25 protein-coding genes and 1 pseudogene are annotated in these 21,944 nt (G+C 70.7%); 8 read left to right on the forward strand and 18 right to left on the reverse strand.

Translation table 11 applies throughout. The annotated features are described in order from the left end of the window. Window positions 1-150 precede the first annotated feature (150 nt). Complete coding sequence (locus tag ACFYTQ_RS30935) at window positions 151-1,371, reverse strand: oxygenase MpaB family protein (RefSeq protein ID WP_387368708.1); 1,221 nt, start codon at window positions 1,369-1,371, stop codon at window positions 151-153. Window positions 1,372-1,467: 96 nt separating this feature from the next. Here ACFYTQ_RS30935 and ACFYTQ_RS30940 point away from each other — a divergent pair, with 96 nt between their 5' ends. Further along, window positions 1,468-2,253 (forward strand): DinB family protein, encoded by a 786-nt coding sequence (locus ACFYTQ_RS30940; protein WP_387368662.1) that lies wholly within the window; start codon window positions 1,468-1,470, stop codon window positions 2,251-2,253. Here the strand turns inward: ACFYTQ_RS30940 and ACFYTQ_RS30945 are convergent. The 4 genes from ACFYTQ_RS30945 to ACFYTQ_RS30960 are packed head-to-tail and all read right to left on the reverse strand — an operon-like array spanning window position 2,250 to window position 4,072. Beyond that, complete coding sequence (locus tag ACFYTQ_RS30945; protein ID WP_387368664.1) at window positions 2,250-2,666, reverse strand: ester cyclase; 417 nt, start codon at window positions 2,664-2,666, stop codon at window positions 2,250-2,252. The genes ACFYTQ_RS30940 and ACFYTQ_RS30945 overlap by 4 nt on opposite strands. A 50-nt stretch (window positions 2,667-2,716) precedes the next feature. Next, complete coding sequence (locus tag ACFYTQ_RS30950) at window positions 2,717-3,556, reverse strand: class I SAM-dependent methyltransferase (protein ID WP_387368666.1); 840 nt, start codon at window positions 3,554-3,556, stop codon at window positions 2,717-2,719. Next, window positions 3,553-3,900, reverse strand: coding sequence for a VOC family protein (locus ACFYTQ_RS30955; RefSeq protein WP_387368668.1), 348 nt, complete (start codon window positions 3,898-3,900; stop codon window positions 3,553-3,555). Before ACFYTQ_RS30955 ends, ACFYTQ_RS30950 begins: the two co-directional genes overlap by 4 nt. A gap of 25 nt (window positions 3,901-3,925) precedes the next feature. Continuing rightward, on the reverse strand, window positions 3,926-4,072 hold the full coding sequence (locus ACFYTQ_RS30960) for a ribbon-helix-helix domain-containing protein (protein ID WP_387368670.1): 147 nt from the start codon (window positions 4,070-4,072) through the stop codon (window positions 3,926-3,928). Between the two features lie 116 nt (window positions 4,073-4,188). On the opposite strand from ACFYTQ_RS30960, the gene ACFYTQ_RS30965 reads away from it, so the two are divergent. Then, on the forward strand, window positions 4,189-4,998 hold the full coding sequence (locus tag ACFYTQ_RS30965; protein WP_387368672.1) for an SAM-dependent methyltransferase: 810 nt from the start codon (window positions 4,189-4,191) through the stop codon (window positions 4,996-4,998). A 30-nt stretch (window positions 4,999-5,028) separates the two neighbouring features. After that, a complete protein-coding gene (locus tag ACFYTQ_RS30970; protein ID WP_387368674.1) occupies window positions 5,029-6,321 on the forward strand; it encodes a diguanylate cyclase domain-containing protein in 1,293 nt (430 codons plus the stop codon). Here the strand turns inward: ACFYTQ_RS30970 and ACFYTQ_RS30975 are convergent. The 3 genes from ACFYTQ_RS30975 to ACFYTQ_RS30985 form a co-directional block, all read right to left on the reverse strand. Further along, window positions 6,318-6,500 carry a hypothetical protein gene (locus ACFYTQ_RS30975; RefSeq protein ID WP_387368676.1) on the reverse strand — a complete coding sequence of 61 codons (183 nt, stop codon included), beginning with the start codon at window positions 6,498-6,500 and terminating at the stop codon, window positions 6,318-6,320. The genes ACFYTQ_RS30970 and ACFYTQ_RS30975 overlap by 4 nt on opposite strands. A gap of 26 nt (window positions 6,501-6,526) precedes the next feature. After that, on the reverse strand, window positions 6,527-7,090 hold the full coding sequence (locus ACFYTQ_RS30980) for a hemerythrin domain-containing protein (RefSeq protein WP_387368678.1): 564 nt from the start codon (window positions 7,088-7,090) through the stop codon (window positions 6,527-6,529). Between the two features lie 101 nt (window positions 7,091-7,191). After that, on the reverse strand, window positions 7,192-8,235 hold the full coding sequence (locus ACFYTQ_RS30985) for an NAD-dependent epimerase/dehydratase family protein (protein ID WP_387368710.1): 1,044 nt from the start codon (window positions 8,233-8,235) through the stop codon (window positions 7,192-7,194). A gap of 217 nt (window positions 8,236-8,452) precedes the next feature. Between ACFYTQ_RS30985 and ACFYTQ_RS30990 the strand changes: the two genes are divergently transcribed. Then, window positions 8,453-9,514, forward strand: a complete 1,062-nt coding sequence (locus tag ACFYTQ_RS30990; protein WP_387368680.1) for a glucose 1-dehydrogenase — start codon at window positions 8,453-8,455, stop codon at window positions 9,512-9,514. 160 nt (window positions 9,515-9,674) lie between these two features. Continuing rightward, window positions 9,675-10,148 carry an SRPBCC family protein gene (locus tag ACFYTQ_RS30995; RefSeq protein WP_387368682.1) on the forward strand — a complete coding sequence of 158 codons (474 nt, stop codon included), beginning with the start codon at window positions 9,675-9,677 and terminating at the stop codon, window positions 10,146-10,148. Here the strand turns inward: ACFYTQ_RS30995 and ACFYTQ_RS31000 are convergent. From ACFYTQ_RS31000 to ACFYTQ_RS31015, 4 genes are all read right to left on the reverse strand, one after another. Beyond that, the gene (locus tag ACFYTQ_RS31000; protein ID WP_387368683.1) at window positions 10,071-10,802 is read right to left on the reverse strand and encodes an HAD family hydrolase; all 732 of its coding nucleotides are present in this window, start codon (window positions 10,800-10,802) and stop codon (window positions 10,071-10,073) included. The two genes, ACFYTQ_RS30995 and ACFYTQ_RS31000, sit on opposite strands and share 78 nt — an antisense overlap. Beyond that, window positions 10,799-12,310, reverse strand: a complete 1,512-nt coding sequence (locus ACFYTQ_RS31005) for a mannitol dehydrogenase family protein (protein WP_387368685.1) — start codon at window positions 12,308-12,310, stop codon at window positions 10,799-10,801. The genes ACFYTQ_RS31000 and ACFYTQ_RS31005 overlap by 4 nt, the downstream gene beginning before the upstream one ends. A 127-nt stretch (window positions 12,311-12,437) precedes the next feature. Continuing rightward, window positions 12,438-13,157: a methyltransferase domain-containing protein gene (locus ACFYTQ_RS31010; protein WP_387368687.1), complete on the reverse strand. Its 720-nt coding sequence runs from the start codon at window positions 13,155-13,157 to the stop codon at window positions 12,438-12,440. A 77-nt stretch (window positions 13,158-13,234) separates the two neighbouring features. After that, window positions 13,235-14,194 carry a DMT family transporter gene (locus tag ACFYTQ_RS31015; RefSeq protein ID WP_387368689.1) on the reverse strand — a complete coding sequence of 320 codons (960 nt, stop codon included), beginning with the start codon at window positions 14,192-14,194 and terminating at the stop codon, window positions 13,235-13,237. Between the two features lie 127 nt (window positions 14,195-14,321). On the opposite strand from ACFYTQ_RS31015, the gene ACFYTQ_RS31020 reads away from it, so the two are divergent. After that, window positions 14,322-14,843: a dihydrofolate reductase gene (locus ACFYTQ_RS31020; RefSeq protein WP_387368691.1), complete on the forward strand. Its 522-nt coding sequence runs from the start codon at window positions 14,322-14,324 to the stop codon at window positions 14,841-14,843. A 236-nt stretch (window positions 14,844-15,079) separates the two neighbouring features. Here ACFYTQ_RS31020 and ACFYTQ_RS31025 read toward each other — a convergent pair. From ACFYTQ_RS31025 to ACFYTQ_RS31040, 4 genes and pseudogenes are all read right to left on the reverse strand, one after another. After that, window positions 15,080-15,217: pseudogene (locus ACFYTQ_RS31025) on the reverse strand (ketol-acid reductoisomerase); the annotation flags it as partial. A gap of 326 nt (window positions 15,218-15,543) precedes the next feature. Further along, window positions 15,544-16,308 carry an alpha/beta fold hydrolase gene (locus ACFYTQ_RS31030; protein ID WP_387368693.1) on the reverse strand — a complete coding sequence of 255 codons (765 nt, stop codon included), beginning with the start codon at window positions 16,306-16,308 and terminating at the stop codon, window positions 15,544-15,546. 65 nt (window positions 16,309-16,373) lie between these two features. Further along, window positions 16,374-17,372: an isopenicillin N synthase family dioxygenase gene (locus tag ACFYTQ_RS31035; protein WP_387368695.1), complete on the reverse strand. Its 999-nt coding sequence runs from the start codon at window positions 17,370-17,372 to the stop codon at window positions 16,374-16,376. A 122-nt stretch (window positions 17,373-17,494) separates the two neighbouring features. Further along, window positions 17,495-18,922 carry an MFS transporter gene (locus tag ACFYTQ_RS31040; protein ID WP_387368697.1) on the reverse strand — a complete coding sequence of 476 codons (1,428 nt, stop codon included), beginning with the start codon at window positions 18,920-18,922 and terminating at the stop codon, window positions 17,495-17,497. A gap of 126 nt (window positions 18,923-19,048) precedes the next feature. Here ACFYTQ_RS31040 and ACFYTQ_RS31045 point away from each other — a divergent pair, with 126 nt between their 5' ends. Then, window positions 19,049-19,624, forward strand: a complete 576-nt coding sequence (locus ACFYTQ_RS31045) for a TetR/AcrR family transcriptional regulator (RefSeq protein ID WP_387368699.1) — start codon at window positions 19,049-19,051, stop codon at window positions 19,622-19,624. A 3-nt stretch (window positions 19,625-19,627) separates the two neighbouring features. Here ACFYTQ_RS31045 and ACFYTQ_RS31050 read toward each other — a convergent pair whose 3' ends face one another. Beyond that, window positions 19,628-20,332 carry an SDR family NAD(P)-dependent oxidoreductase gene (locus ACFYTQ_RS31050; RefSeq protein ID WP_387368701.1) on the reverse strand — a complete coding sequence of 235 codons (705 nt, stop codon included), beginning with the start codon at window positions 20,330-20,332 and terminating at the stop codon, window positions 19,628-19,630. A 66-nt stretch (window positions 20,333-20,398) separates the two neighbouring features. Beyond that, window positions 20,399-20,782, reverse strand: coding sequence for a MerR family transcriptional regulator (locus ACFYTQ_RS31055; protein WP_387368703.1), 384 nt, complete (start codon window positions 20,780-20,782; stop codon window positions 20,399-20,401). Window positions 20,783-20,874: 92 nt separating this feature from the next. On the opposite strand from ACFYTQ_RS31055, the gene ACFYTQ_RS31060 reads away from it, so the two are divergent. Beyond that, window positions 20,875-21,783 (forward strand): MBL fold metallo-hydrolase, encoded by a 909-nt coding sequence (locus ACFYTQ_RS31060; protein WP_387368705.1) that lies wholly within the window; start codon window positions 20,875-20,877, stop codon window positions 21,781-21,783. Window positions 21,784-21,944: the final 161 nt, after the last annotated feature.

Here is a 21,944-nt window from a genome sequence, read left to right on the forward strand (position 1 = left end):
TCCACATCGCCCGGTTCCGCGGCACCGCGCCGCCCACCACGGCAACCGTTGGGTTACCCGGTCGTTCGCGCCGTTCGGCCCAGCAGGATCTTAGGCGTGGAAACGGTCTCGCGTACGCACTTGCCGGATTTGTCCGTCCCCGAAAGGGATTCAGGCGGCGTGGGTCACGTGCTGCGCGGAGTCGCCGATCACGGCGTCGCGCTCGCCGATGAGGGTGCGCAGGAACGCCTCCTGCTCCCGCCGTCCGCGCACCGCCGCCCGCTCGAATCCGCCGGGCAGCAACAACGCGGCACCGCTTCGGGTGAGGTTGACCGGGATCCGCAGCAGCGGATACCACGGCGGCATGTAGGCGGGCAGACCGAGTTGGCGCATCGCCTTCGGACCGAGGAAGGCCGACGCGATCGACAGGTGCTGGGCGCGCGCGACGCGCCCGCGCAGCCCCGCCAGATTGCGGTAGTGCCAGCCCAGCGGGTCGTCGCCCATGGGCATGGCCAGCTGCGCGGTGGTCTCGTCGGGATTGGTGATGGCGCACATGGAGTGGTAGAGGATACGCACCGCGTCGCGGAAACCGTTGGGCAGCCAGTCTTCTCGCACGCCGATCAGCCAGCCCACGTAGCGGGTGAGGTGGGCGGCGGCGTCGAGATCGCCGGGCGCGGGCACGATGCCCATCGGCATGGCGCCGACGAACGGCGAGATGAGCGCGCCGACGAGGGTCGCGGCCATATCGGTCTGATTGATGGGCACGCCCCACTCGGCCTCGTCCCAGTCGGGCAGCGCGGCCACATGCCTGCGCACGAGGGCGTGGATGAGCCGCACCCGCAGGGTCGATCGGTAGCCGACCCCGCCGGGGCGCATCCCGTCGTCGGAGGCGACGTCCAGGGCCCACTGCATGGTCTCGGCGAAGCGCTTGGCCGGACCCTTCTCCAGGGCTCCCGTGCGGATGAGGGTCTTGTTGAAGCCCGAGGCCAGATAGCCGCCCAGCAGCGCGACGTCGCGGGCGATGTAGAGCCCGTCGGTGCCGCCGACGCGAAGCACCTTCTCGGCGCGCCGAATTCGCTCCCAGTCCACCCAGTCCGGCGGGGTCTCGTAGCGGAGGAAGAACGCGCGCAGCGGTTCGGGCGCGTCGGGAACCGCGTCGACGCCCTCGGCCAGCGCCCGCTCGAACAGCGGGCGGGTGTGCGCCATGCCCTCGGCGGACATCCACTCGACAAGCCGGTCCATCGGCTCGTCACCGATCAGCAGCGCCTCCCCCAGCTCCCGCCACCGCTGGGCGTCGGGCCGTCCGATGCCCAGCAGGACGGCGAACGGACGCAGACCCGGCACCTTGCGCGGTGTCGCCGGGTGCCGGCGCGGAACGGCGGGATTCGACACTGTATCCACTGAAAGAATGTATCCAACTTTCTCTCATTGCATCAATGCGGTGTCGGTGATGCCCGTTTCCCCTCCCGAGCCGGTAACGTCCGGTCGATGAGTTCGCCGCATCTGCTCGCGATGCGCGAGGAACGCCGGGCGGTGCTCGATTTCTGCCGTGACCTGGACGCGGCGCAATGGGCGGCGCCCAGCGCCGCGACCGGCTGGTCGATCGGCGACGTCGTCCTCCACCTGACGACCGCGGCCCGCGCCCTGGTCACCCCGGCCCTCGCCGCGGTCATGACCAGCCGCGATCTGGAACGCCTCAACGACCAGTGGGTCGACGAGGCCCGCTCGCACAGCACCAAACACCTGCTCGACGACTACGCCCGCTGGAGCGAACGCGCCTGCCGCGCCCTCCGCGTCGCGACCGCCCCCGGACCCGACCTGATCCGCCTCCCCCTCGGCGAATTGGGTTGGTACCCATTGCGTCTCGCGCCCGCGATGTTCGTCGCGGACTGGCACATCCATCTGCGCCACGACATCGCTCCCGCCGTGGACCGCGAACCCCCGCCGACCGATCCGCACCGCATGCGCACGGTCCTGATCTGGCTGACCACCCTGCTCGCCCGCTCGCACCGCGAGGCCCTGAGCTGGCTCGACGCCCCCGTGGCCCTCACCCTGACCGGCCAGGGCGGCGGCACCTGGCGCATCGAACCCCGCGGCGGCCGCCTGCGGGTGCGGCCCGGTCAGGCCACCGGCGCCGCCGCCCACATCGCGGGGCTGGCCCCGGAGTTCCCGCAGTGGAGCACGCGCCGGACGCCGTGGCGCGCGTGCGCGGTCGCGGTGACGGGGGACGCGGAACTCGGTGCGCGCGTGCTGGATTCGATCAATCTGGTCTAACCGACGCCCAGCTGCCGGTACAGCCCGAGCCGGTCCTGGTACTGCCGGTCGCGCACCACCTTGCCGTCGGCGTCGAAGATCAGCACCTTGGCGTAGGCGAGTTCGAAGGCGCGGCCGGTCGCGGGCAGCAGAGTCCTTCCGCCCAAGGCGAATTCGGCCGTGGCGGTGCCTCGCCCGGACAGTTCCGCGACGGCGGTGTCGGTGGTGACGTGCACCGCGACGATCTCCTCGGTGTAGTCCGGGAAGGCCGTGAACCAGGCGCGGTTCCAGGCCAGGGTGCCCGCCAGGTCGAGGCGCAGGCCGGAGCCGGTGTCGAATTCGTAGGCCGGGGCGCAGGTGGCCGCCCAGTCGTCCCAGCGCTGAGCGCTCCAGGTGCGCTGCACCTCGTCGTAGGCCCGCCGCGTCGTCATCATCGATCCTCCTTCTGACTTCAGCTGACTCTAGCCAGAAGCGGCGCGGCCCGCTAGGTGGTCGCGAGCAGGAACTCCTCGCCGCGGAGCGGCGCGAGACCGTCCGCGCGGCCGGTGAAGTAACGATCGGCCAGATCCGTTCCGCTGACCACCTCGGCCGTGCGGAAGCCCGATTCGCGGGCGAGGCGCACGATCTCCTCGGGGGTGAAGAAGCTGATGAAGGGCGTCCCCGCCGCACGAGCCCCGCGCACCGCCGGTTCGAATTCCCGGCGCAGTTCCGGATCGAGGTGGTCCATGGGGAGCAGGAAGGTCATCGCGAGCGTGGAACCCGGTGCGAGCGAGGCGATCTGGCGCAGCATGGCGGCAATCGCCGTCCGGGTGAGATACATACTGACCCCGGTGGACGACACCACGGCCGGGCGTCGCGGATCGAAGCCGTTGTCCAGCAACCGATCCCGCCAGGAGTCGTCGGCCTCGAAATCGACCGGGACGAGCCGCAGCCGATCCGGAACGCCGTAGCCCAGTTCGACGAGCCGCCGCCGCTTCCATTGCTGGGTCTCCGGCTGATCGATCTCGAATACCGTTGTCCGCGCGGCGATCTCGGGATTGCGCTGGACGAAGGTGTCGAGCCCGGCGCCCAGCACGACGTACTGGTCCACCCCGGCGGCCGCCCGCTCGGCGACGAGATCGTCGAGGAAGCGCGCCCGGCCCACGATGCTCGCGCGGGTGCGGCGCGTCCCCTCCGGGTCCATATCGGGCCGCCGCCGCCAGTCCGGATCGGGCGCGGCCAGCGCGAGGCCGATCTCGTCGCGCAGCACGGGCGGCGGCGCGTCGACGAGCAGGTGCAGGGCCCGCCACAGGGCGGTGCGGACGGCGGTGTTGTCGGGTGTCACGGCTGCTTCCCCGGCGCTTGCAGGTTCCAGACGTTCCCGTCGGGGTCGCGGACGACCATCTCCTGGGTGCCGTAATGGGTTTCGGTGAACGGCTGCATCACCTCGACGTCCCCGTCGACCGAAAACGCTTGCGCATCGGCCACCTTCAACGCGATCTGCACCCGCGTCGGCTCGCTCGGGGGCACCTCCGCGATGAACAGGTACGGGCCGTCGCCGTTGCGGAACAGGCCCGAGTTGTGGTCGGTGGTGAATTCCGGTTCGAAGCCCAGGGCCTGGAAGAACCGGGCCGACTTTCCCCAATTGTGCGTTTCGACGAAGACGGCCTCGAAGCCCTCGGTGCTCATGGTGATCCTCCAACTGTCGGCTCGGTCATTCGTGGGCGTCCAGATACGCGCGCAACGCGTCGGCGACCAGCGCCGACAGCGAGGTGCCGTGCTCGATGGCGTGATGTTTGACCCGCTTGATCAGTCCGATCGGCAGGTAGACGTTGAACTGCTTCACTTCCTCGTCGCCCACGCGGCCGATGCTAGCATCCTAGCAAGCTAATGGCCAGGGCGCCGACGCGTCGCCGCTCCCGGCCGTCCGCGGCGCGACTAGGATGCTCGGGTACAGCAACATCAGAGGGGTTTCGAGTGGACAGGCCGGCGTGGGCGCCCGAGGGCGTGGATATGACACAGGCGAGCCCGGCGCGGATGTACGACGCCTTGCTGGGCGGTTCGCACAATTTCGAGATCGACCGCCAGGCCGCCGCGATGGGACGGAAGCTGGTTCCGGACCTGCCGCGGCTGGCGCTGAGCAACCGAGCGTTCCTGCGCCGCGCGGTCCGGTATCTGGCCGCCGCGGGCATCCGGCAGTTCCTCGACGTCGGTTCGGGCATTCCGACCGCGGGCAACGTCCACGAGGTCGCCCAGGCGCTCGACCCCGACATCCGGGTGCTCTACGCCGATATCGACCCGGTGGCCGTGACGCACGCGCGGACGATCCTGCGCGGCAACGATCGCGCCGGGGCCATCCAAGCCGATCTGCGCCGACCGGACGAACTGCTGACCCTCGCCGGGGACACCGGGCTCATCGACTTCTCCCAGCCGGTCGGGCTGCTGCTGGTCGCGGTGCTGCATCTGCTCCAGGACGACGAGCGACCCGCGGCGATGGTCGCGGCCCTGCGCGCGGCCCTGCCCGTCGGCTCGTACGTGGCCATCTCGCACCTGACCTCCGCGCAGCGGCCCGAGGACGCGGCCAAACTCGGCGCGAACTCGGCCAATGTGACCCGCGTCGGCATCCGGTTCCGCGATCGCGCGGCCATCACCGCCATGTTCGACGGCTGGGAACTGGTGGAGCCCGGCGTGGTCGAGCTGCCGCTGTGGCATCCGGAGTCCGAGCGCGACCTACACGAAACACCCGGCCGCTCATTGGGTTTGGCGGGCGTCGGACGAAGAGTCTGAGCCGGGGCCACCGAGGAGGCGGAGGGACCGATGTCGAGTGCGAAGGAGCTGGCGGCGCGCTGGGCCGACGCGCTCGACGGCATCGTGGCGCCGACCCTCACCCGCACCCAGATCGAGTCCGTGCTCGCCGGGCTCGCGGCCGAACTTCTCGCGGCGCTGACCGCCGACGACGGCGTCGAGACGGCCCGGCTGGCCGCGTCGACGCTGGTGGCCGTCAACTATCGCGACGAGGCCGCGGTCAGCCGGTCGGTGGCGTTCATCTGCCGGGATCTGGTCGCGGCGAGCTGCCCGTCCGGAGCCGATCGGGAGCGGGTGCGCGAGCGCGCGATCACCCTCGCGGCCGAATTCGCCGCCGGATTCACCGCCGCGCTGCGCACCGCGGCGCTGTCCGAACAGGAGTCGACGCTCACCGCCGCCCTGGCCGCCGTGCGCGAGGCGGAGAAGCAGCGGCAACTGTCGGAGGCCCGGTTCGAGGCGATCTTCGACGGGGCCTCGGTCGGCATCGGGACCATCGACGTGCGCACCGGAACCGTGCTCGAGGTGAACGCCGCCTTCGCCGACATGCTCGGCGTTCCCGCCGAGCGGATTCCCGGGCGCACGGTCGTCGACATCCTCGGCGTGGGCAATCTCGGGCCCGCGTTCGGGGAGTTCCAGCAGTTGCTGCTCGGGGTCAACGACCGGTTCCGGATGGAAACCGAGATCACCCGCCCCGACGGCAGCCACACCACCATCGACCTGTCGATGTCGGCGGTGCACGACGCCGAGGGCCGGATGCGTTTCCTGATCGGGGTCGCGGTCGACGTGACCGAACGCAAGGCGCTGGCCGATCGGCTCTGGCACGACGCGCATCACGACAATCTCACCGGGCTGGCCAACCGGATGCTGTTCTTCGACCGGCTCGCGCACGCCACCCCGCCGATCGGCCTGTGCTACCTGGACCTGGACGGGTTCAAGGAGGTCAACGACGACTACGGCCACACCGTCGGCGATCAGGTGCTCGCGGTGGTCGCCGCCCGGCTGCGCGCGGCCGCCGGCGGCGACGGCCTGGTGGCGCGGCTGGGCGGCGACGAGTTCATCGTGCTGGTCGAGCACTGCGCCGACGAGGATCGGCTGGTGGATCTGTCGGCGCGGCTGCTGTCCGCGCTCACCGAGCCGATCACCATTGCGGGGCAAGCGATCTCGGTGGGCGCGTCGGCCGGGACCACGCTGGTGCCGCGACGGCCCGAGGCGGTCGACGACCTCATGCACACCGTGGACAAGGCCATGTACCGCGACAAGTCGCGGCGGCAGCGGCCGAGACCGCGCTCCCCGCAAGGACTTTAGAAGTCCATTCCGCCGATGCCGCGCGGCGAGGACTCCGGTTCGCCCGGCTCCTGTTTCCCCCGCGGTTCCGCGGTGACCGAACCGTGTTCGTCGCCGACGTCGGAGCGGCGACCGGACGGCCCGGCGAGATTCGCCTTCAGCCGCTGGAATCCGTCCCGGACGGTTTCCCGGATCGACATGATGACCTCCGTACCGAAATCCGTTGTCAGCCGCGCGGTTTGGCGATCAGATCGCGCGTGCGGTCGAGCATGGCCGCGAACGGCCCGGCGAGCATGTTTGCCGCGGGCGATTCCACGCCCGGGTGCGGGCGGGTGGGCGCGGTCTTCTCGGCGAATTCGACGATGCCGCGCATCCGCTCCAGATCCTCGTGATCGAGCTGGGCGCGCAGCTGCTGGAACTCCTCGCTCTCCTCGTGCCCGGCGTGGTCGATCACGTCGTCGCGCAGTTTCGCGAGGGCGACGGTGAATTCCGGGGAGTTCACGTCGATCTTCTCGAGCTCGGCGAGGGCGCGCTTGGCCTTGTTCTCCTCCGCGAGCCGGGCGTCGACGATGTCGGAGCCGTGGTCGATGACCTTGCGGGCACGCGGGTGCACGATCTCCTCCTCGGCGGTCTCGTGCACGGCCAGCAGGCGACGCAGCTCGTAGAACTTCCGCTCCCGCTCCTCGGACGTGGGCGCGTCGGCGGTCTCGGCGAACAACTGCTTGATCCGGTTGTGCTGTTCGAGCAGGAATTCGACGACGTCGGCGGTGCTGTCGATGCGATGTGCCATTTCGTACCTCCTGGTCGGAACGGGCGGCCGGGCTGAGACCGCCCCCTCGTCGCCCTACCCGGGGCGGGCGGGGGCAAACGGTTTCGCCGCCCGACGGGTCCTCAGACGGGTGCGCCGGAGGCGAGGCCGGGAACGTATTCGGTGCCGTCGCTGGGCGGTACGCCGCGGCGGCGATCGGTGATATCGGAACCGCCTGCGCCGGAACGGAATTCGTCGATGCGCAGCGGTCCGCCGGCGGTCGCCGCGAGCGGCGGGGTGTCCGCGCCCGCGCCGGTGCGCAGGCCGTCGAGCAGCGCGGTGAGGGCGTCGAGGGAGTCGAAGCGCGGCGTCCAGCCCAATTCGGTTCGGGCGCGGGCACTGTCGAGCAGGGGCAGGTGCAGGAACGCGTCGAACAGTTCGGGCGGGGCGGGTACCAGGCGCAATCGCCACGCCGCCGCGACGGCCGCGCGGGCGGCGCGCGCGGGCACCGGCACGACCCGGGCGTGCAGCAGCTCACCCAGCCGCCGCGGGGTCACGACGGGATCGGCGGCGATATTGAACGCGCCGCGCGCGTCGCCGGTGACCGCGAGCCGGAACGCCTCGGCCACGTCCGCGGCGTGTACGGCGTCGAACCGCAACCCGGGCACGTCGGGAACGACGGGTATCACACCGGGCCGGACCAGCGGATTGGGCAGCAGCGGGCCCAGGAACAGGCGGCGTTGGGCGCTGGCCGCGGCGCGCTGGAAGATGAAGCCCGGCCGCAGTCGCACCACGCGGCGGTCGGGGTGGGCGCGTTCGAAGCCGTCCAGCAGGCGTTCGACATACGCCTTCTCCCGCGTGTAGGCGGCCGCGGGCCAGCCGTGCGTGGGCCAGCTCTCGTCGACGGGACGGTCGTCGCGCACCGGCGAGTACGCGCCCACCGAGGACGAGTACGCCAGGTTCGGCACCCCGGCGTCGGCGACCGCCCGGAACACCCGCGCGCTGCCCAGGACATTGGTGCGCCAGGTGTCCAGCGGCCGCCGCGTCGGCTGGATCATCCAGGCCAGATGGATCACCGCGCCGGCCCCGCGGAACAGTTCGGTCAGGTCGTCCCAGCGAATGTCGGCGGCGACCCATTCGGTCTTGTCGGCGGGCCGGGCCGGTTCGCGCCGGGCCAGCCCCAGAATCGACTCGACGCGCGGCTACCGCGCCAGCGCCGACACCACCGCGCTGCCGACATTGCCGGTCGCGCCCGTCACCACGACACGCATGCTCGCCTCCTGTCCTCGACCGGGCCGTTGCTCGCGGCCTACCCCCGGGGTTTGCGTCCATTCGTCCCCGGGAACGACCCGGCTGAGGAAGCGGACGCTTCCGTGAGCAACCGAATCCGGAGGCGGCCGAGACATGCGCGCGTTGACAATCGTTCCGGGCAAGGCGGATTCGCTCGCCGTCCGCGAGGTCGAGGATCCGCGGCCCGGGCCCGGTGAGTTGCTGGTGCGGGGGCTGGCGCTGGGCGTCTGCGGCACCGACCGGGAGATCGCCGCCGGGGACTACGGCTGGGCCCCGGCGGGCCGCGAGTATCTGGTCCTCGGGCACGAGTCGCTGGGCCGGGTCGAGCACGCGCCCGCGGACAGCGGATTCGCCGCGGGCGATCTGGTCGTCGGGATCGTGCGCCGCCCGGATCCGGTGCCGTGCTCGGCGTGCGCGCACGGCCGCTTCGACATGTGCCGCAACGGCCGCTACACCGAGCGCGGCATCAAGGACGTCGACGGCTACGGCAGCGAATTGTGGTGTGTGGAAACCGATTACGCGGTGCGGCTGCCGCCGGAGCTGGAACGCACCGGCGTGCTGACCGAACCGACGAGCGTCGTGGCCAAGGCGTGGGACCAGATCGACCGGATCGGGCAGCGCGGCTATTTCGCGCCGGAGCGCGCGCTGATCACGGGTGCGGGACCGATCGGCCTGCTGGCGGCCATGATCGGCGCGCAGCGCGGGCTCGACGTGCACGTGCTCGACCGCGTCACCGACGGGATCAAACCCGACCTCGTGCGCCGGCTGGGCGCGACCTATCACCACGACGATCCGGCCGAGGTGGCCGACCGGCTCGACCCCGACGTCGTCATCGAGGCCACCGGCGTCGGGCAGGTGGTGTTCGACATGATCGCGCACACCAGCCCGACCGGCATCGTCTGTCTCACGGGCGTGTCGCCGCGCGGACGCACGCTGACCGTGGACGCGGGCGCGGTGAACCGGACCATGGTGTTGGACAACGAGGTCGTGGTGGGGTCGGTGAACGCGAGCCACGACCACTACCACCAGGCCGTCGAGGCCCTCGCCGCGGCCGATCCGCACTGGCTGGAAGCGCTGGTCACCCGGCGGGTCGGGCTCGACAAGATACCCGCCGGATTCCAGGCCGAGGAGGGCGATGTGAAACTTGTTGTGGCCCTGGACGATGTTCACATGTGAGACAAATCCTCCCCCTAGCCCGCGCTCATCCCCCTAGGTTCCGCTGTATGCCGCGCGCGGCCCGCGTCACCAGCGCTTCTCCGATATGTCACAACCTCGGCCCGCAGACTTCCGTTCCCGTCCGTTGCCGCCCGCGGGCGAATCGTGCGAGATGTTGACGATGCCCCGGATCTTCCAGACTCGATCCCAGCTCGCGATCTCCGCTCCCCCCGCCGCGATCTTCGACGCCGTCACCGACCCCGACCGGTGGCCGCACACCCATCCGGTCAGCCTGAAGGTCGAGCGCGACGCCATCGGACCGGCCGCCGCCAACGACGATTTCACCGAGACCATCGCCTGCGACCGCGATACCCTCACGGTGCGCTGGCGGGTCGACAGCTGCCGCCGCCCGACCCGCTGGGTGATCAGCTCCCGCACGCCCGTGGCCGCGCATCTGGGCGGGTTCACCGCGACCATGACCGTCATCTACTCGGTGACCGAGACCGACGACCGGCGGCAGCTGCTGCGGCGTTCGATGGTCACCGCCCTGGACGTCGAATCCCGCGTCCCGCGCCCGCTATTGGACCTGTTCGACGGAAACGCCTGGCACGATGCCCATCTCGCGGCCGTCAAACGGCTCGTCGAGCAGGGGTGAGAGGTAGTCCAGCACCGCGTGCAGATCGGGGAAGGCGCGGTGGGCCAGGCGGCGGGTCTCGTCGGTGGGGGCGACCAGATCGGGGACGTGCAGGCAGCGCAGTCCCGCGGCGTGGGCGGCGCGCAGGCCGTTGGGCGAATCCTCCACGGCGACCGTGAGTTCCGGATCCGCGCCGAGCGCGGCGACGGCGGTGCGGTAGGGCTCGGGATCCGGTTTGCCGCGGCTGACGTCCGCGCGGGTCACCACCGCGTCGAAGCGGTCGGCGAGGCCGGCGGCGGTCAGGTGATGCCGGGTGCGTTCGCGGCCGGAGGAGGTGGCGATGGCGCGCGGGATCGAGCGCGTGTCGAGGGCGTCCAGCAGTTCGGGCACACCGGGTTTGGTGCGCAGGCGGCCCGCCGTGACCAGGCCCGCGAGCGTGGTCTCGTGCCGGGCGAAGTAGTCCTCGAGGGGGAAGGCCGCGCCGAACGCGGCGGCGGTCAGTTCCCGGCAGCGGTCGGCGGGCATGCCGATCAGGCTGTGGCAGAACTCGACCGGCATGTCGTAGCCGAGTTCCGCCCCGGCCAGGGTCAGCGATTCCAGGGCCAGCCGTTCGGAATCCAGTAGCAGTCCGTCCATGTCGAAGACCACGGCCCGCACGGGTGCGTCGGCGCTCATCGGTCACTCCCTTCCCAGTCGGGTCCGAGCCGTCGGCGCACGACCGTCGTGAGGTCGTCGCGGGCCAGCTCGGCCAGCGCGTCACCGACCGCGCGCACCCGCGCGTGATCCGGCGACTCGCCGAAGATATCGCCTCGGGCCAGGACCGCGCTCGCCCGGCGATGCGGATCCGGGACGTGGGCCAGTTCGATCAGGTCGGCGGCGCGGTGATCCAGTGGGGCTGTGGCGGAGGCGAATCCGTGGATCCAGGCGGCGATGACCAGCGCGGCGATCGGGGTGGGGCGGCCCGCGGCGATATTGTCGAGCATGGGCGCGACGATCTGGGGGAAGAGTTTGTCCGAGCCGTCGCGGCCGACGCGGGACAGGTCGTGACGAATGGACCGATTGCGGAAACGACGCAGCAATCGGTCCGCGGCACGGCGGATTTCGGCTTCGGGCAGCCGGACCGTCGGTCCCTGTTCGGCGCACAGGAACCGGTGGGCGAGCGCGCCGAGGGACGGATCCGCGCAGGCGTCGGCGACCGTGGCGTGCCCGGCGAGGCCGCCGAGATAGGCCAGCAGCAGATGGGTTCCGTTGAGCAGCCGCAGTTTCGCGCGTTCCCGGTCGGCGACGTCGGTGACGAATTCGGCGCCGCCGAGTTCCCAGGCGGGCCGCTCACCGTCGAAGTCCTCGATGGTCCAGGCGAGGTACGGTTCGGCGCAGACGGGGGCGCGATCCTCGAGGCCGCCCAGACAGGTCCGGGTCACGGCGATGTCGGCGGCGGTGGCCGGGGGGACGATACGGTCCACGACGCTGCACGGGAATTGGACGTTGCGATCGATCCAGCCGGCGAGCCGGTCGTCGCGCAGGGCGGCGAATTCGATTGCGGCCCGGCGCAATCGGTGTCCGTTGGCGGCCATATTGTCGCAGCTGAGCACGGTCGGCGGGCGGCCGCCGCCGCGACGGATCGCGGCCAGGCCCTCCACGAGGATGCCGATCGGACTGTACGGCTCGTGGCGGCGGCGCAGATCGTGGACCACCGGATCGCAGTCCGCGTCGAGGCGGCCGGTGGCCGGGCAGACGCAGTAGCCGCTCGCGGTGACGGTCAGGGTGACCACGTGCACGCGGGGATCGGCGATGCGGCGGGCGACGCCGAGCGGATCGGAGGGGGCGTGCACGGCCGCGCGGATCGCGCCGACCGATTCGGCGCGGACGCGGTCGCCCTCGCGGAGCAGGACGGTGTACAGATTGCCTTGTGCGCGAAGGGTTTCCACGATGTCGGGCCGCGACATGGCGACTGCGGCGATGCCCCAGCGGCGGTCCCCGGTGGCGGCGATGGCGTGCTGGGTGATCAACGCCTGGTGGGCGCGGTGGAAGGCGCCGCAACCCAGGTGCACGATTCCGGTGCCGAGTTCGGCGGGGCGGAAGGGCGGCCGCCGCACGCCCGGCGGCAGGGTGGGCAGTCGTTCGGGGGTGAGTCGGGGAACCGAATCCGGTTCGGCGACAACGGTATCGCGTGCCGTGCGCATGCGCGAGCCTCCGTCTGTTGTCGAAGGGATTTCGTCGCCCGTCGGCACTGACTCGGCAACTTTCCAGACGGTAGCTTCGGCGAGGAAGACCTCGCGAGGGTCTTGACGATTTCCTAGCGGTGCGCGGCTAATCGAAGAAGCGGGCCAATTGCCGGTCCGAGGGGGCGTCCGCGTCCGGCTCCAGGGGTTGCAGATCGGCGAACACGCTCGCGCCGTCGCAGCTCGCGTGCAGCGGATACCAGCGTCGATCGCTGTCCGGGCGGGCGCAGATGCCCTTGAAGGTCTGCACGTCCAGCAGCCGCACATGGGTGGGGTCGGCCACCGCGTTCACATATCGCCACCACGGGGAGAGCACGTGCAGCACCCCGCCCGGACGCAACACCCGATGGCATTCGTCGACCAGCGGCAGGAAATCGACGAGATGTTCCAGCACATGGACAGCGAATACCCGATCGAAGCTGTTGTCGGCGAACGGGATTCCGTATTGCAGATCGGCGACGACGTCGACGCCGGGCGCGGGCCGCATATCGATGCCGATATTGCCCGGATACTGTTTGGTGCCGCCGCAGCCGACGTCGAGGACGCAGGGTTCGGTGCCGTCGATCCGCACCCGGTCCCACACCGCGAGCACGCCCGCGAGGCGGCCGACCAGTTCGCGCACGGTCAGCAGCTGGCGGGGTTCGTCGACCCGCCCGGTCACATGCGCGACCCCGCGATCGAATTCCACGCTCACCTCGAGCCCGCGCACCCGTTCGTCGTGCCGGAGCAGTTCCTCGGCCGCCCCGGTCAACTGCTCGTCGCGCAATTGCCAACGGCGCGGGGACATCTCGGTGAACGGCAGGGTCATCGCGGGTCCTCCTTCACAGTGGGACAGGCACACACCAGCTGCCGGGTACCCCCGCGCGCACTCCCGAACCAGCCGGATCACCCCGCCCTGTCGTCCACCACCTCCGGCTCACCCCCAGCCGCACCCCTTGTTGGGATCCGCACCCTTTTCATACCTCTGAAGGGGGTGCGGATTCGAACAAGGGGTGCGGCTGGGCTGCGGAGGGTTCCGAGGATGGAGCCGAGGACGACCAAGGGGTAGCCGAGGGACATTCCGGCGGTGATCGGCTCGCCGAGCATGGTCACGCCGATGGCGAGGGCGACGGCGGGGTTGAGGTAGGTGATGACGGTGGCGCGGGCCGGGCCGACCTCGCCGATCAACGCGAAGAACAGCAGGAAGGCCGTCGCCGTGCACAGCACGGCCAGGCCGAGCACCGACCAGGCCGCGGGCGCGGTGATCCGGGCGGGCCAGCGCCATGCCACGAACGGCGCGTACATCAGGGCGGCGGCCAGCAGCGAGGCGGTCACCACGCCCATAGGCGGGAGATCGGCGAGCTTGCGGTTGACGATGATCGGGCCGACCGCGTAACCCACCGCGGTCACCGCGACCGCCGCCAAGGCCCCGAAGTCCGACAGATCGAGGTCCAGCCCGACCAGGGCGACCACCCCGCCCAACCCGATGAGCAGGCCGACCAGCCGCCGCGCGTCGAACGGCTCGAATCCCGCGGCGGTGACGACGACGATCGACACCAGCGGCGCCGCGGCCACCAGCAGCCCGACCGTCGAACTGTTCAGTCGAGTCTCCGCGTGCCCGAGCAGCAGCCACGGCCCGCTGATCTCGACGAGGGTGTAGGCCAGCAGCCAGGGCCAGCGCCGCAGCACCGGACCCAGCGAACGGCCCGACAGCGCGATCGGCAACAGCAGCAGCGCCCCGATCGCGGTCCGCCCGCCCGCGACCACCACCGGATCGAGGTCGCGCACGGCGACGCGGATCATGGCGTAGGGCACACCCCAGATCACCCCCATCGCGAGAAACAGCACCCACCCGCGTCGCGTCATCCCCGCACCCCGCCCGCTCGAGCCGTCATTCCGTCCACACGAAAGGACTATGCCGGACGGGTACGACAGCATTCCCGGCGTTCTCTCGAGAAAGTTAGCACCGGCAACTACCTATTACGCTGGACGTATGAGTTCGGAATGGATCGAAACCAGCAAGCGCACGGTGGGACTGATCTGGACCCAGACCCGCGACGGCGTCCTCGGCGCCGACGGCCGCATCCCCTGGGACCTGCCCGAGTACCGCCAACACGTGCTGGACACCGTCTCCGACTCCGCCCTCGTCATCGGCCGCAAGACCTGGGCAGCGCTGCCCGAGCTGTTCGGCCCCCTCCCGCACAACCGCAAGATCGTCCTCACCCACGACCCCGACTGGTTCGCCGACGGCGCCGAACGCGCCGGCTCCCTGGACGAGGCCCTCGCCCTCACCGACCCCCAGGAGGTCTGGGTGCTCGGCGGCGCCGAAACCTTCAGCGCCGCACTGGATGTCGCAACGGTCATCGCGGTGACCGAGGTGCAGTCCGAATACCCGGGCGACGCGCACGCACCCGTGATCCCGGCCGATCGGTTCATGATGACGTACACGATCGGCAACCGGCGCTCGGGCAACGGGCGCGACGATTTCGTGTTGCGGAGTTACGCGCGCAAGTGAGTTTGCACAGCCGGGTTGATGCGGAGTTCCGCGCGAGTAGCCCTCACATTCGGCCGATTCGGAGTTCCGCGCGAGTAGCCTTCACACTCGGCTTATGCGAAGTTCCCCGCGCGAGTAGCCCCTCACCCGGCTGACGCCGAGCTCCGCGCGCGAATGGCCCCTCACACCCGGCTGACGCCGAGTTCCGCGCTAGTGGCCCCTCGCACCGGCTGATGTGGAATTCCGCGCGAGTGGAGCGTGGTCTTGCTGACGTCCGCGCGGGTGCCGCCGACGCCCTTGGCGTAGGAAGCGCCAAGGCCTGGCCCTCGCGCGGGAACGCCTCTGCCGTCGACGCACTGGCGGCGCACCAGGTGACCGGGGCCTCTGGGGGCGACGGGCCCCGCACCGGGCTGATACCGAGCTCCCCGCGCGAGTTGCCCCTCACCCCCGGCTGAGCAGAGTTCCGCGCGCGAATGGCTCCCTCGCATCCGACTCAGCGGAGTTCCGCGCACGAGCGGCCCCTCGCACCCGGCTGATACCGAGTTCCGCGCGCGAGCGGTCCCTCGTACCCGGCTGTGCGGAGTTCCCCGCGCGAGCGGCCCCGCACACCCCGCTGAGCGGAGTCCCCGCACGAGCGGCCATGCATACCCGGCTGAGCGGAATTCCCGCGCGAATGGCCCCGGACACCCGGCTCAGCGGAGTTCCGCGCGCGAATGGCCCCTTACACCCGCTGATCCAGAAAGGCCGCGATGGCCGACTTCGTGCGTGGGTCGAACAGGGCCGAGGTGTGGCTTCGGCCGCGCAGGAGGAGTAGGCGGGCATCGGGGAGGGCGGAGGCGGTGCGGCGCACCAGCTCCGGGGGGAAGATCGTGTCGCGGGAGCCGCCGATCAGGAGGGTGGGGATGGTGATCTCGGGGAGGCGGTCGGTGACGTCCCAGTCCTGTACCGCGTAGACGAGGGCGGCTTCGCCGGGGGCGCGGGGATGGCTGCGGCGGGTGAGGAAGTTGACCAGGGTCAGCAGTCGGAGGGGCCCGTCGGCGATGAGGCGGCTGCCGCTGCGGGCGGCGGATCGGCCCAGGCCCTCGCGCTCGATGATGTGGCGGAGTTCGCGCTTGCCGTGCTCGCTGACGGTGCTCGCGGTGACGCAGAGGGCAAGGCGGCGAACGGTTTCCGGGTGGTCGAGGGCCAGTTGCAGGGCGGTGATGCCGCCGCCGGAGACGGCCATGACATCCACCGGTTCGCCGAACCGTTCGGCCAGCGCGGTGGCATGCCACCCGGCCAGATCGGCGACGGTCATATCTGCGGGCGGGGCGACGGGACGATGGATGAGATGGATCCGGCGCTTCAGTCCCGTGGCGAGCGCGCTGTTGGACCAGGCGGCCACGCGCGGCACCCGCACCGACAGATCGGCGCCCTGCCCCAGACCGGGCAGCACCACCAGCGGCGGCCCGGACCCCACGGCCACCATCGACAGACCGTCGTTCAACTGTTCACCGCGCACGCTGGCCCCGATCCCGCCGGACAATCCCCCGCGACGGTATCAGCCGCCGATCACGAGGGGAGGGAAGCCGACCACCAGCGCCGCGCCACCTCCGGATGCGACCGCAGCCAGCCGCGCAGCGCGTTCTCGCCGTACCGGGCGTGCAGCGGATTGTCGGCCTCGTCGCTGACCCCGCGGGCGCGCGCCGCCAATTCCGGTGGCAGCGTGAGCGGTTCGACCACCGCGTCCAGGCGCGGGCCCAGGAAGAACGGCACCGAGTACCGGTCCACCCCGGCGGGCGGGCTCACCACCCGATGCCGGGTCGCGAGAAGGTAACCGCCCGTGGCGATTTCGAGCATCTCGCCGATATTGAACACGAAGCTGCCGGGCACCGGCACGGCGTCGATCCACCCGTCCGGCCCCTGCACCTGCAAGCCGCCGACCTCGTCCTGTTGCAGCAGCGCGAGATACCCGTAGTCCTTGTGCGCGCCCACGCCCTGATCCGACTCCCCCGCCGCGCGGCCCGGGTAGTGGATGATCTTCACGTGGGCCGACGCCTCCTCGTCGAACCACCGGTCGAAGTACCCCTCGTCCTGCCCGAGCGCGGCGGCCAAGGCCCGCAACACCTCTCGGCTCACCCGCAGCGCCTCGGCCTGCCAGGCGAGGGTGATCTCCCGCAATCGCGGCAGCGCCGCGGGCCACTGGTTCGGCCCGATCAGACGCAACCAGGGCGGATCGTCGGGGCCGAGCTCGAGGGCCGCGCGCTCGGGGCCGATATCGATCTGCTCGCGGCGATCCGGCGCACCGCCGGTGTACTCGTTGCCGGTGACCGTGTAGCCCCGGAACTGCGGCGAGCGCACATTGTCGATCTCACGCCGCTGCGCCAGCGGCAGCGCGAAGAACTCCCGGGCCACCTCGAAGACGCCGTCGGTCAACGACTTCGGCACACCGTGGCCGACGACGTAGAAGAATCCGATCTCGTGCGCGGCCACGCGGAGTTCGGCGAGGAACTCGGCCCGATCCGGACCGCGGAATCGGGAGATGTCGATGAGCGGCAGACGGGCGGTCATGGGCGGATCCTAGGGTTCGGGGATGGGTCTCGGACAGGGTTGCGCTCGGGCTGATTCGGACGGACCGCCTCGGCGGGAGCGGGTTCCGGTGCACCTGCGCGTCGGAACCCGCTGCGCCCCAGTCAGTTCGGCTGCCGCACCTTCGGGAAGGTGAGCGCGACCAGGAAGGTGAGAACCGCGATCACCGCCGCGGCGGCGAAGGCCGCCGTGGTTCCGCTGACCAGCACCTGGGCGGGTGAACCGGAGGCCGAGCGGGCGGCGGTGCCGAAGACCGTCACCAGGATGGCCAGCCCCAGCGCCCCGCCGGTCTGCTGCAGGGTTTGCAGCGCGCCCCCGGCGGCACCGGCCTCGGCCGGCGGCACGGTGGCCATGATGATCACGTTCAGCGGGGAGAACGCCAACCCGATCCCGCAGCCCATCAACACCATCGCGGCCAGCAGGAGCGGGAAGTAGCCGCTGTCGGTCGTCAGCCGGGTCAACAGCAGCAGTCCGGCCAGCATCGCGAGGGTGCCGATCACCGTGAGCGGTTTGGGGCCGAAGCGCGGCAGCAGACGGGGAATGAGACGGATGATGGCGAACATGAGCACGGCCGTGGGCAGGAACGCGAAACCCGTTGCGAGCGCGCTCATTCCACGCACCTCTTGCAGGTACTGGGTCAGGAAGAAGAACATCGACATCCCGGCCATCGGCCCGAGGAACATATTGGCGTAGGCGGCGGCGCGGGACCGGTCGGCGAACAGGTGCAGCGGCAGCAGCGGCGCGGCGGCCCGCCGCTCCACCACCAGGAACGCCAGCAGCAATACGACCCCGGCGCTCAGCGACAGCGCGGTGGTGAGATTGCCCCAGCCGTCGGTCGCCGCGCTGATGAAGCCGTAGACCAGCGCGCCCACGCTCGCTGTGGCCGTCACCGCGCCCGGCAGGTCCAGCGCCGCAGGCCGGCGCGGCGCGTCGGGCAGATAGCGCAGTGCCAGCGCGACGACGACCAGCCCGAAGGGCACGTTGATGAACAGCACCGACCGCCAGCTCAGCCATTCGGTGAGCAGCCCGCCGAGCAGCAGGCCGACCGCGAATCCGGCGCTGGACATGCCCGAGAACAGCGCGAGCACCCGGATTCTCGCCTTGGGTTCGGTGAATGTCGTGGTCAGCAGGGCGAGGGTGTTGGGCGCGGCCATCGCGCCGCCGATCCCCTGCGCCACCCGGGCCGCGATCAGCCACCCGGCCGTCGGCGCCAGGCCGCCCGCGAGGGAGGCGACAGTGAACACGACCGTTCCGGCGAGGAACAGCCGTTTGCGGCCGAACAGGTCCCCGGCGCGACCCCCGAGCAGCAGCAGTCCGCCGAACACCAGGGTGTAGGCGTCCATGACCCAGGACAGTCCGGTGGGGCTGAAGTCGAGATCGGCGCGGATGCGCGGCAGCGCCACGTTCATGACGGTGACGTCGAGGATGATCATGAGCTGGCAGGTCAGCAGCGTGACCAGCGCGATTCCCGGGCGGACCCGGGGTGAGCCGGTGTCCGCGCGGGGCGGGGCACTGAGCGTGGTGGTGGTCAAAGGGGGCTCCAGCGGTCGAGGAATCAAACGGAGACAGTCTCCGTTTCCGATGGAGTTAGCATATGGAGAAGACCTCCGGTTGCGCAAGACTAAGCGGAGAGTTCATCCGTTTCCAGTGGAGGAGCAGTGGACGCATCGCCGACGCAGCGACCCATGCGCGCCGACGCCCGGCGCAACTACGAGCGCATCGTGGCGGTCGCGCGGGAAGCCTTCTCCGAACACGGTCCGGAGGCGCCGCTGGACGACATCGCGCGCCGCGCGGGCGTGGGCGCGGGCACGCTGTACCGGCACTTCCCCAATCGGGAGGCGCTGATGGAGGCGGTGTACCGCTCGGCCGTGGAGGGGCTCGCCCAGCGCGCCTACGAGTTGGTCGAAACGTGCCCGCCCGATGAGGCTTTGGAGCAGTGGATGCACGCCCAGATCGACTTCGTCTGGCACCAGCGCGGTCTCGCGCTCACCCTCAAGGCCGCCATCGATCACGGCTCCCCCACGTTCCAGCTCTGCTCGTCGCTGGTCGGCGAGGCCGCCGCGGCCGTGCTCAAACCGGCCCAGGAGGCGGGCGTCGTGCGGTCCGATGTCGAACCGCGCGACATCTTGCGGCTGGGCCACGGCATCGGGGCGTCGTGCGAATCCGCGGGGCGCGAGGCGGCGGACCGCCTGCTGGCCGTCGCCATGGACGGTTTGCGAACCACCAAACGCTGAGTCCTACAGCGCGTCGAAGACCTGTTCGGCGTGGTCGCGGGCGCGGTACAGCTCCCAGGCCGCGTCGGCGATGTGATCCGGATCGAGCGTATGCCCTTGCGCGGCAGCGGCTTTGGCGGTGTCGGCGGTGACCATCGCATGGATGTCGCCGCGTTCGACCAAGCCGCCGATGGTGAGCGTGCCCGCGTAGACGCCCTGGTCGGCGAGGGCGGCGTGCAGGGTCAGGGCGTAATTGCGCAGGGCCGCGGCGGCCAGGGCCAGCTGCCCGAGCATGGGCATGGGCCGCACGCTGGACAGCCCCCCGGCGATCAGGAAGCCGCCGCGGCCGCGACGCGTCATCCCGGGCAGCACGGCGTGGGCGAGTCGAACGGCGGGCCAGACCCAGGTGAACGCGGATTGCGCTGTGGGAACGTCGATTTCGGCGATCGGGACGATGACGGTATCGGTGGGTCCGGGACCGTAGTAGGCGAAGTCGACCTCGCCGACCCGCGCCAGCACCCGGTCGAATGCGTCGGCGTCGGTGACGTCGGCGGCGTGGGCGGTGGCCTCGATCCCCGCGGCGGCGAGTTCGGCGAGGTACCTCTCGTGCCGCGCGGCGTTGCGGGAGACGAGCGCCACGCGGAAACCCTCGCGGCCGAGGCGGTGGGCCATGGACATGCCGAGGCCCGGGCCGACGCCGATCACTACCGCGGTCTTGTTGTCGGACATATGCTCTCCAAAGTTGAGTGGTATCTCGACTTTGGAGCGTAGCGCTAAATTGAGCCTCTTCTCAACTTAATTCCGGCGACCGGCGAAGGTCGCGCAGTCCGGGCAGTCGGCGATGACCGGGTGACGGCATTCCAGGACGTGCGCGAGGAAGCGATCGGTGGCTCGCAGCAGGGTGAGCCGGGTGTGCAGTTCGGCGCGTTTGGCGGCGACCAGCGCGAGGCGGTCGGGTGGGTCGGCGCGGGACAGGTCGCGGATCTCGGGCAGCGACATCCCGGCGCGCTGAAGGGTCCGGACGAGCCGGGCGCGATCGAGGGTGTCGCGGTCGTAGGCGCGGTGCCCGGACGGGGTGCGCGCGGGAGTGAGCAGGCCCACCGATTCCCAGTGTCGCAGCACGTGCGCCTCGATGCCGAGTTCCGCGGCGGCGTCGCCGATCTTGAACGCTTCGGTCATGGTCCACCTCTTTACTTCATGTCGACCTGAAGTATTACGGTGCCACGGTTCCCGGCGACGGTCCAGGTTGCCGGTGGAGAACAGGAGGATTCATGTCCGATCCGGTGCGCCGTCCTTCGCTGCTCGAATGTTGCGGGGCCGCAGTGGGTTTCGTATCCGGCATGGCGCGGCCGCGGCGACCCGACGAGCGGTTGCTGCGGTCCATCACCAACGCCGGTCTGCCCGCCGTCTCGGCGACGGTGACGGTGACCGCGCTCCCGCAGACCCCGCGGTGGGTGCCGACGGCCGCGGTGGTGGAGGGCCGCTTCCGGCCGCCGCGCATCGCGAACGCGTTGACCTCGTTCGTGATTCGGCATCCCGAGGCCACGTTCGTCGTCGACCCGGCCGTCTGCCGCGACGCCGAGCACCGTGCCATCGCCCAACTCCCCGCGGTGCTGCGCGTCGCCGTGCGCCCACCCGCCGACACGATCCCCACGATCGACGCGCTGGGATCGATCGTCCCGGATTTCGCGCTCCCCACCCACGCCCACTGGGATCACGTGTGCGGCCTGCTCGACCTGCCGAATCTCCCGGTCCACCTGCACCGCCCCGAACACGACTGGGTCATGTCCGGCCCCGTCGCCCCCGTCGGCGGCGTCCGCGACTCCCTACGCGACCGCCCCCTGATCCGCTACGACCTCGACGGCCCACCCGTCCTCACCTTCCCCCGCAGCCACGACCTGTTCGGCGACGCCAGCGTCACCCTCGTCGACCTGGCCGGCCACACCCCCGGCAGCATAGGCATCCTCGCCCACACCCCCACCGGCTGGATCCTCCTCGCCGGCGACGCCGCCTGGCACCACCTCCAAATCGACGACATCCGCCAAAAATCCGCCTACCCAGGCTATTTCGCCGACCACAACCGAGACGCCACCTACCAAACCCTCCACCGCCTCCACCTCGCCCGCCCCCACATTCGCATAATCCCCACCCACGACCACACCGCCGCCCAGCAACTCTGACCAACCCAGCCGCCCAAATGCGCACGCCCACTGGTCGGGGCAACCCAGCCGCACTCTTTATTTGGAGGGACTGTCTGAGATCTTGTGGGTCGGATGGTGATCGGAGAAGCTGGGGCGGTTTGTCTCAGCGGAAGGGATCATCGTGTCGGAGGAGTCGAGGC

It is taken from the genome of Nocardia sp. NPDC004068 (genome assembly GCF_042874315.1).
GTDB lineage: Bacteria > Actinomycetota > Actinomycetes > Mycobacteriales > Mycobacteriaceae > Nocardia.

Excerpts from the sequence above, each read along its gene's own strand:
- ACFYTQ_RS31050 (WP_387368701.1), bottom strand. The coding sequence starts at position 20,332 with ATGTCCGACAACAAGACCGCGGTAGTGATCGGCGTCGGCCCGGGCCTC.
- ACFYTQ_RS31000 (WP_387368683.1), bottom strand. The coding sequence starts at position 10,802 with ATGAGCGCCGACGCACCCGTGCGGGCCGTGGTCTTCGACATGGACGGA.
- ACFYTQ_RS31055 (WP_387368703.1), bottom strand. The coding sequence starts at position 20,782 with ATGACCGAAGCGTTCAAGATCGGCGACGCCGCCGCGGAACTCGGCATC.
- ACFYTQ_RS31015 (WP_387368689.1), bottom strand. The coding sequence starts at position 14,194 with ATGACGCGACGCGGGTGGGTGCTGTTTCTCGCGATGGGGGTGATCTGG.
- ACFYTQ_RS30940 (WP_387368662.1), top strand. The coding sequence starts at position 1,468 with ATGAGTTCGCCGCATCTGCTCGCGATGCGCGAGGAACGCCGGGCGGTG.
- ACFYTQ_RS30980 (WP_387368678.1), bottom strand. The coding sequence starts at position 7,090 with ATGGCACATCGCATCGACAGCACCGCCGACGTCGTCGAATTCCTGCTC.
- ACFYTQ_RS31005 (WP_387368685.1), bottom strand. The coding sequence starts at position 12,310 with ATGCGCACGGCACGCGATACCGTTGTCGCCGAACCGGATTCGGTTCCC.
- ACFYTQ_RS31010 (WP_387368687.1), bottom strand. The coding sequence starts at position 13,157 with ATGACCCTGCCGTTCACCGAGATGTCCCCGCGCCGTTGGCAATTGCGC.
- ACFYTQ_RS31020 (WP_387368691.1), top strand. The coding sequence starts at position 14,322 with ATGAGTTCGGAATGGATCGAAACCAGCAAGCGCACGGTGGGACTGATC.
- ACFYTQ_RS30990 (WP_387368680.1), top strand. The coding sequence starts at position 8,453 with ATGCGCGCGTTGACAATCGTTCCGGGCAAGGCGGATTCGCTCGCCGTC.
- ACFYTQ_RS30945 (WP_387368664.1), bottom strand. The coding sequence starts at position 2,666 with ATGATGACGACGCGGCGGGCCTACGACGAGGTGCAGCGCACCTGGAGC.
- ACFYTQ_RS31060 (WP_387368705.1), top strand. The coding sequence starts at position 20,875 with ATGTCCGATCCGGTGCGCCGTCCTTCGCTGCTCGAATGTTGCGGGGCC.
- ACFYTQ_RS30955 (WP_387368668.1), bottom strand. The coding sequence starts at position 3,900 with ATGAGCACCGAGGGCTTCGAGGCCGTCTTCGTCGAAACGCACAATTGG.
- ACFYTQ_RS31035 (WP_387368695.1), bottom strand. The coding sequence starts at position 17,372 with ATGACCGCCCGTCTGCCGCTCATCGACATCTCCCGATTCCGCGGTCCG.
- ACFYTQ_RS30970 (WP_387368674.1), top strand. The coding sequence starts at position 5,029 with ATGTCGAGTGCGAAGGAGCTGGCGGCGCGCTGGGCCGACGCGCTCGAC.
- ACFYTQ_RS30995 (WP_387368682.1), top strand. The coding sequence starts at position 9,675 with ATGCCCCGGATCTTCCAGACTCGATCCCAGCTCGCGATCTCCGCTCCC.
- ACFYTQ_RS30975 (WP_387368676.1), bottom strand. The coding sequence starts at position 6,500 with ATGTCGATCCGGGAAACCGTCCGGGACGGATTCCAGCGGCTGAAGGCG.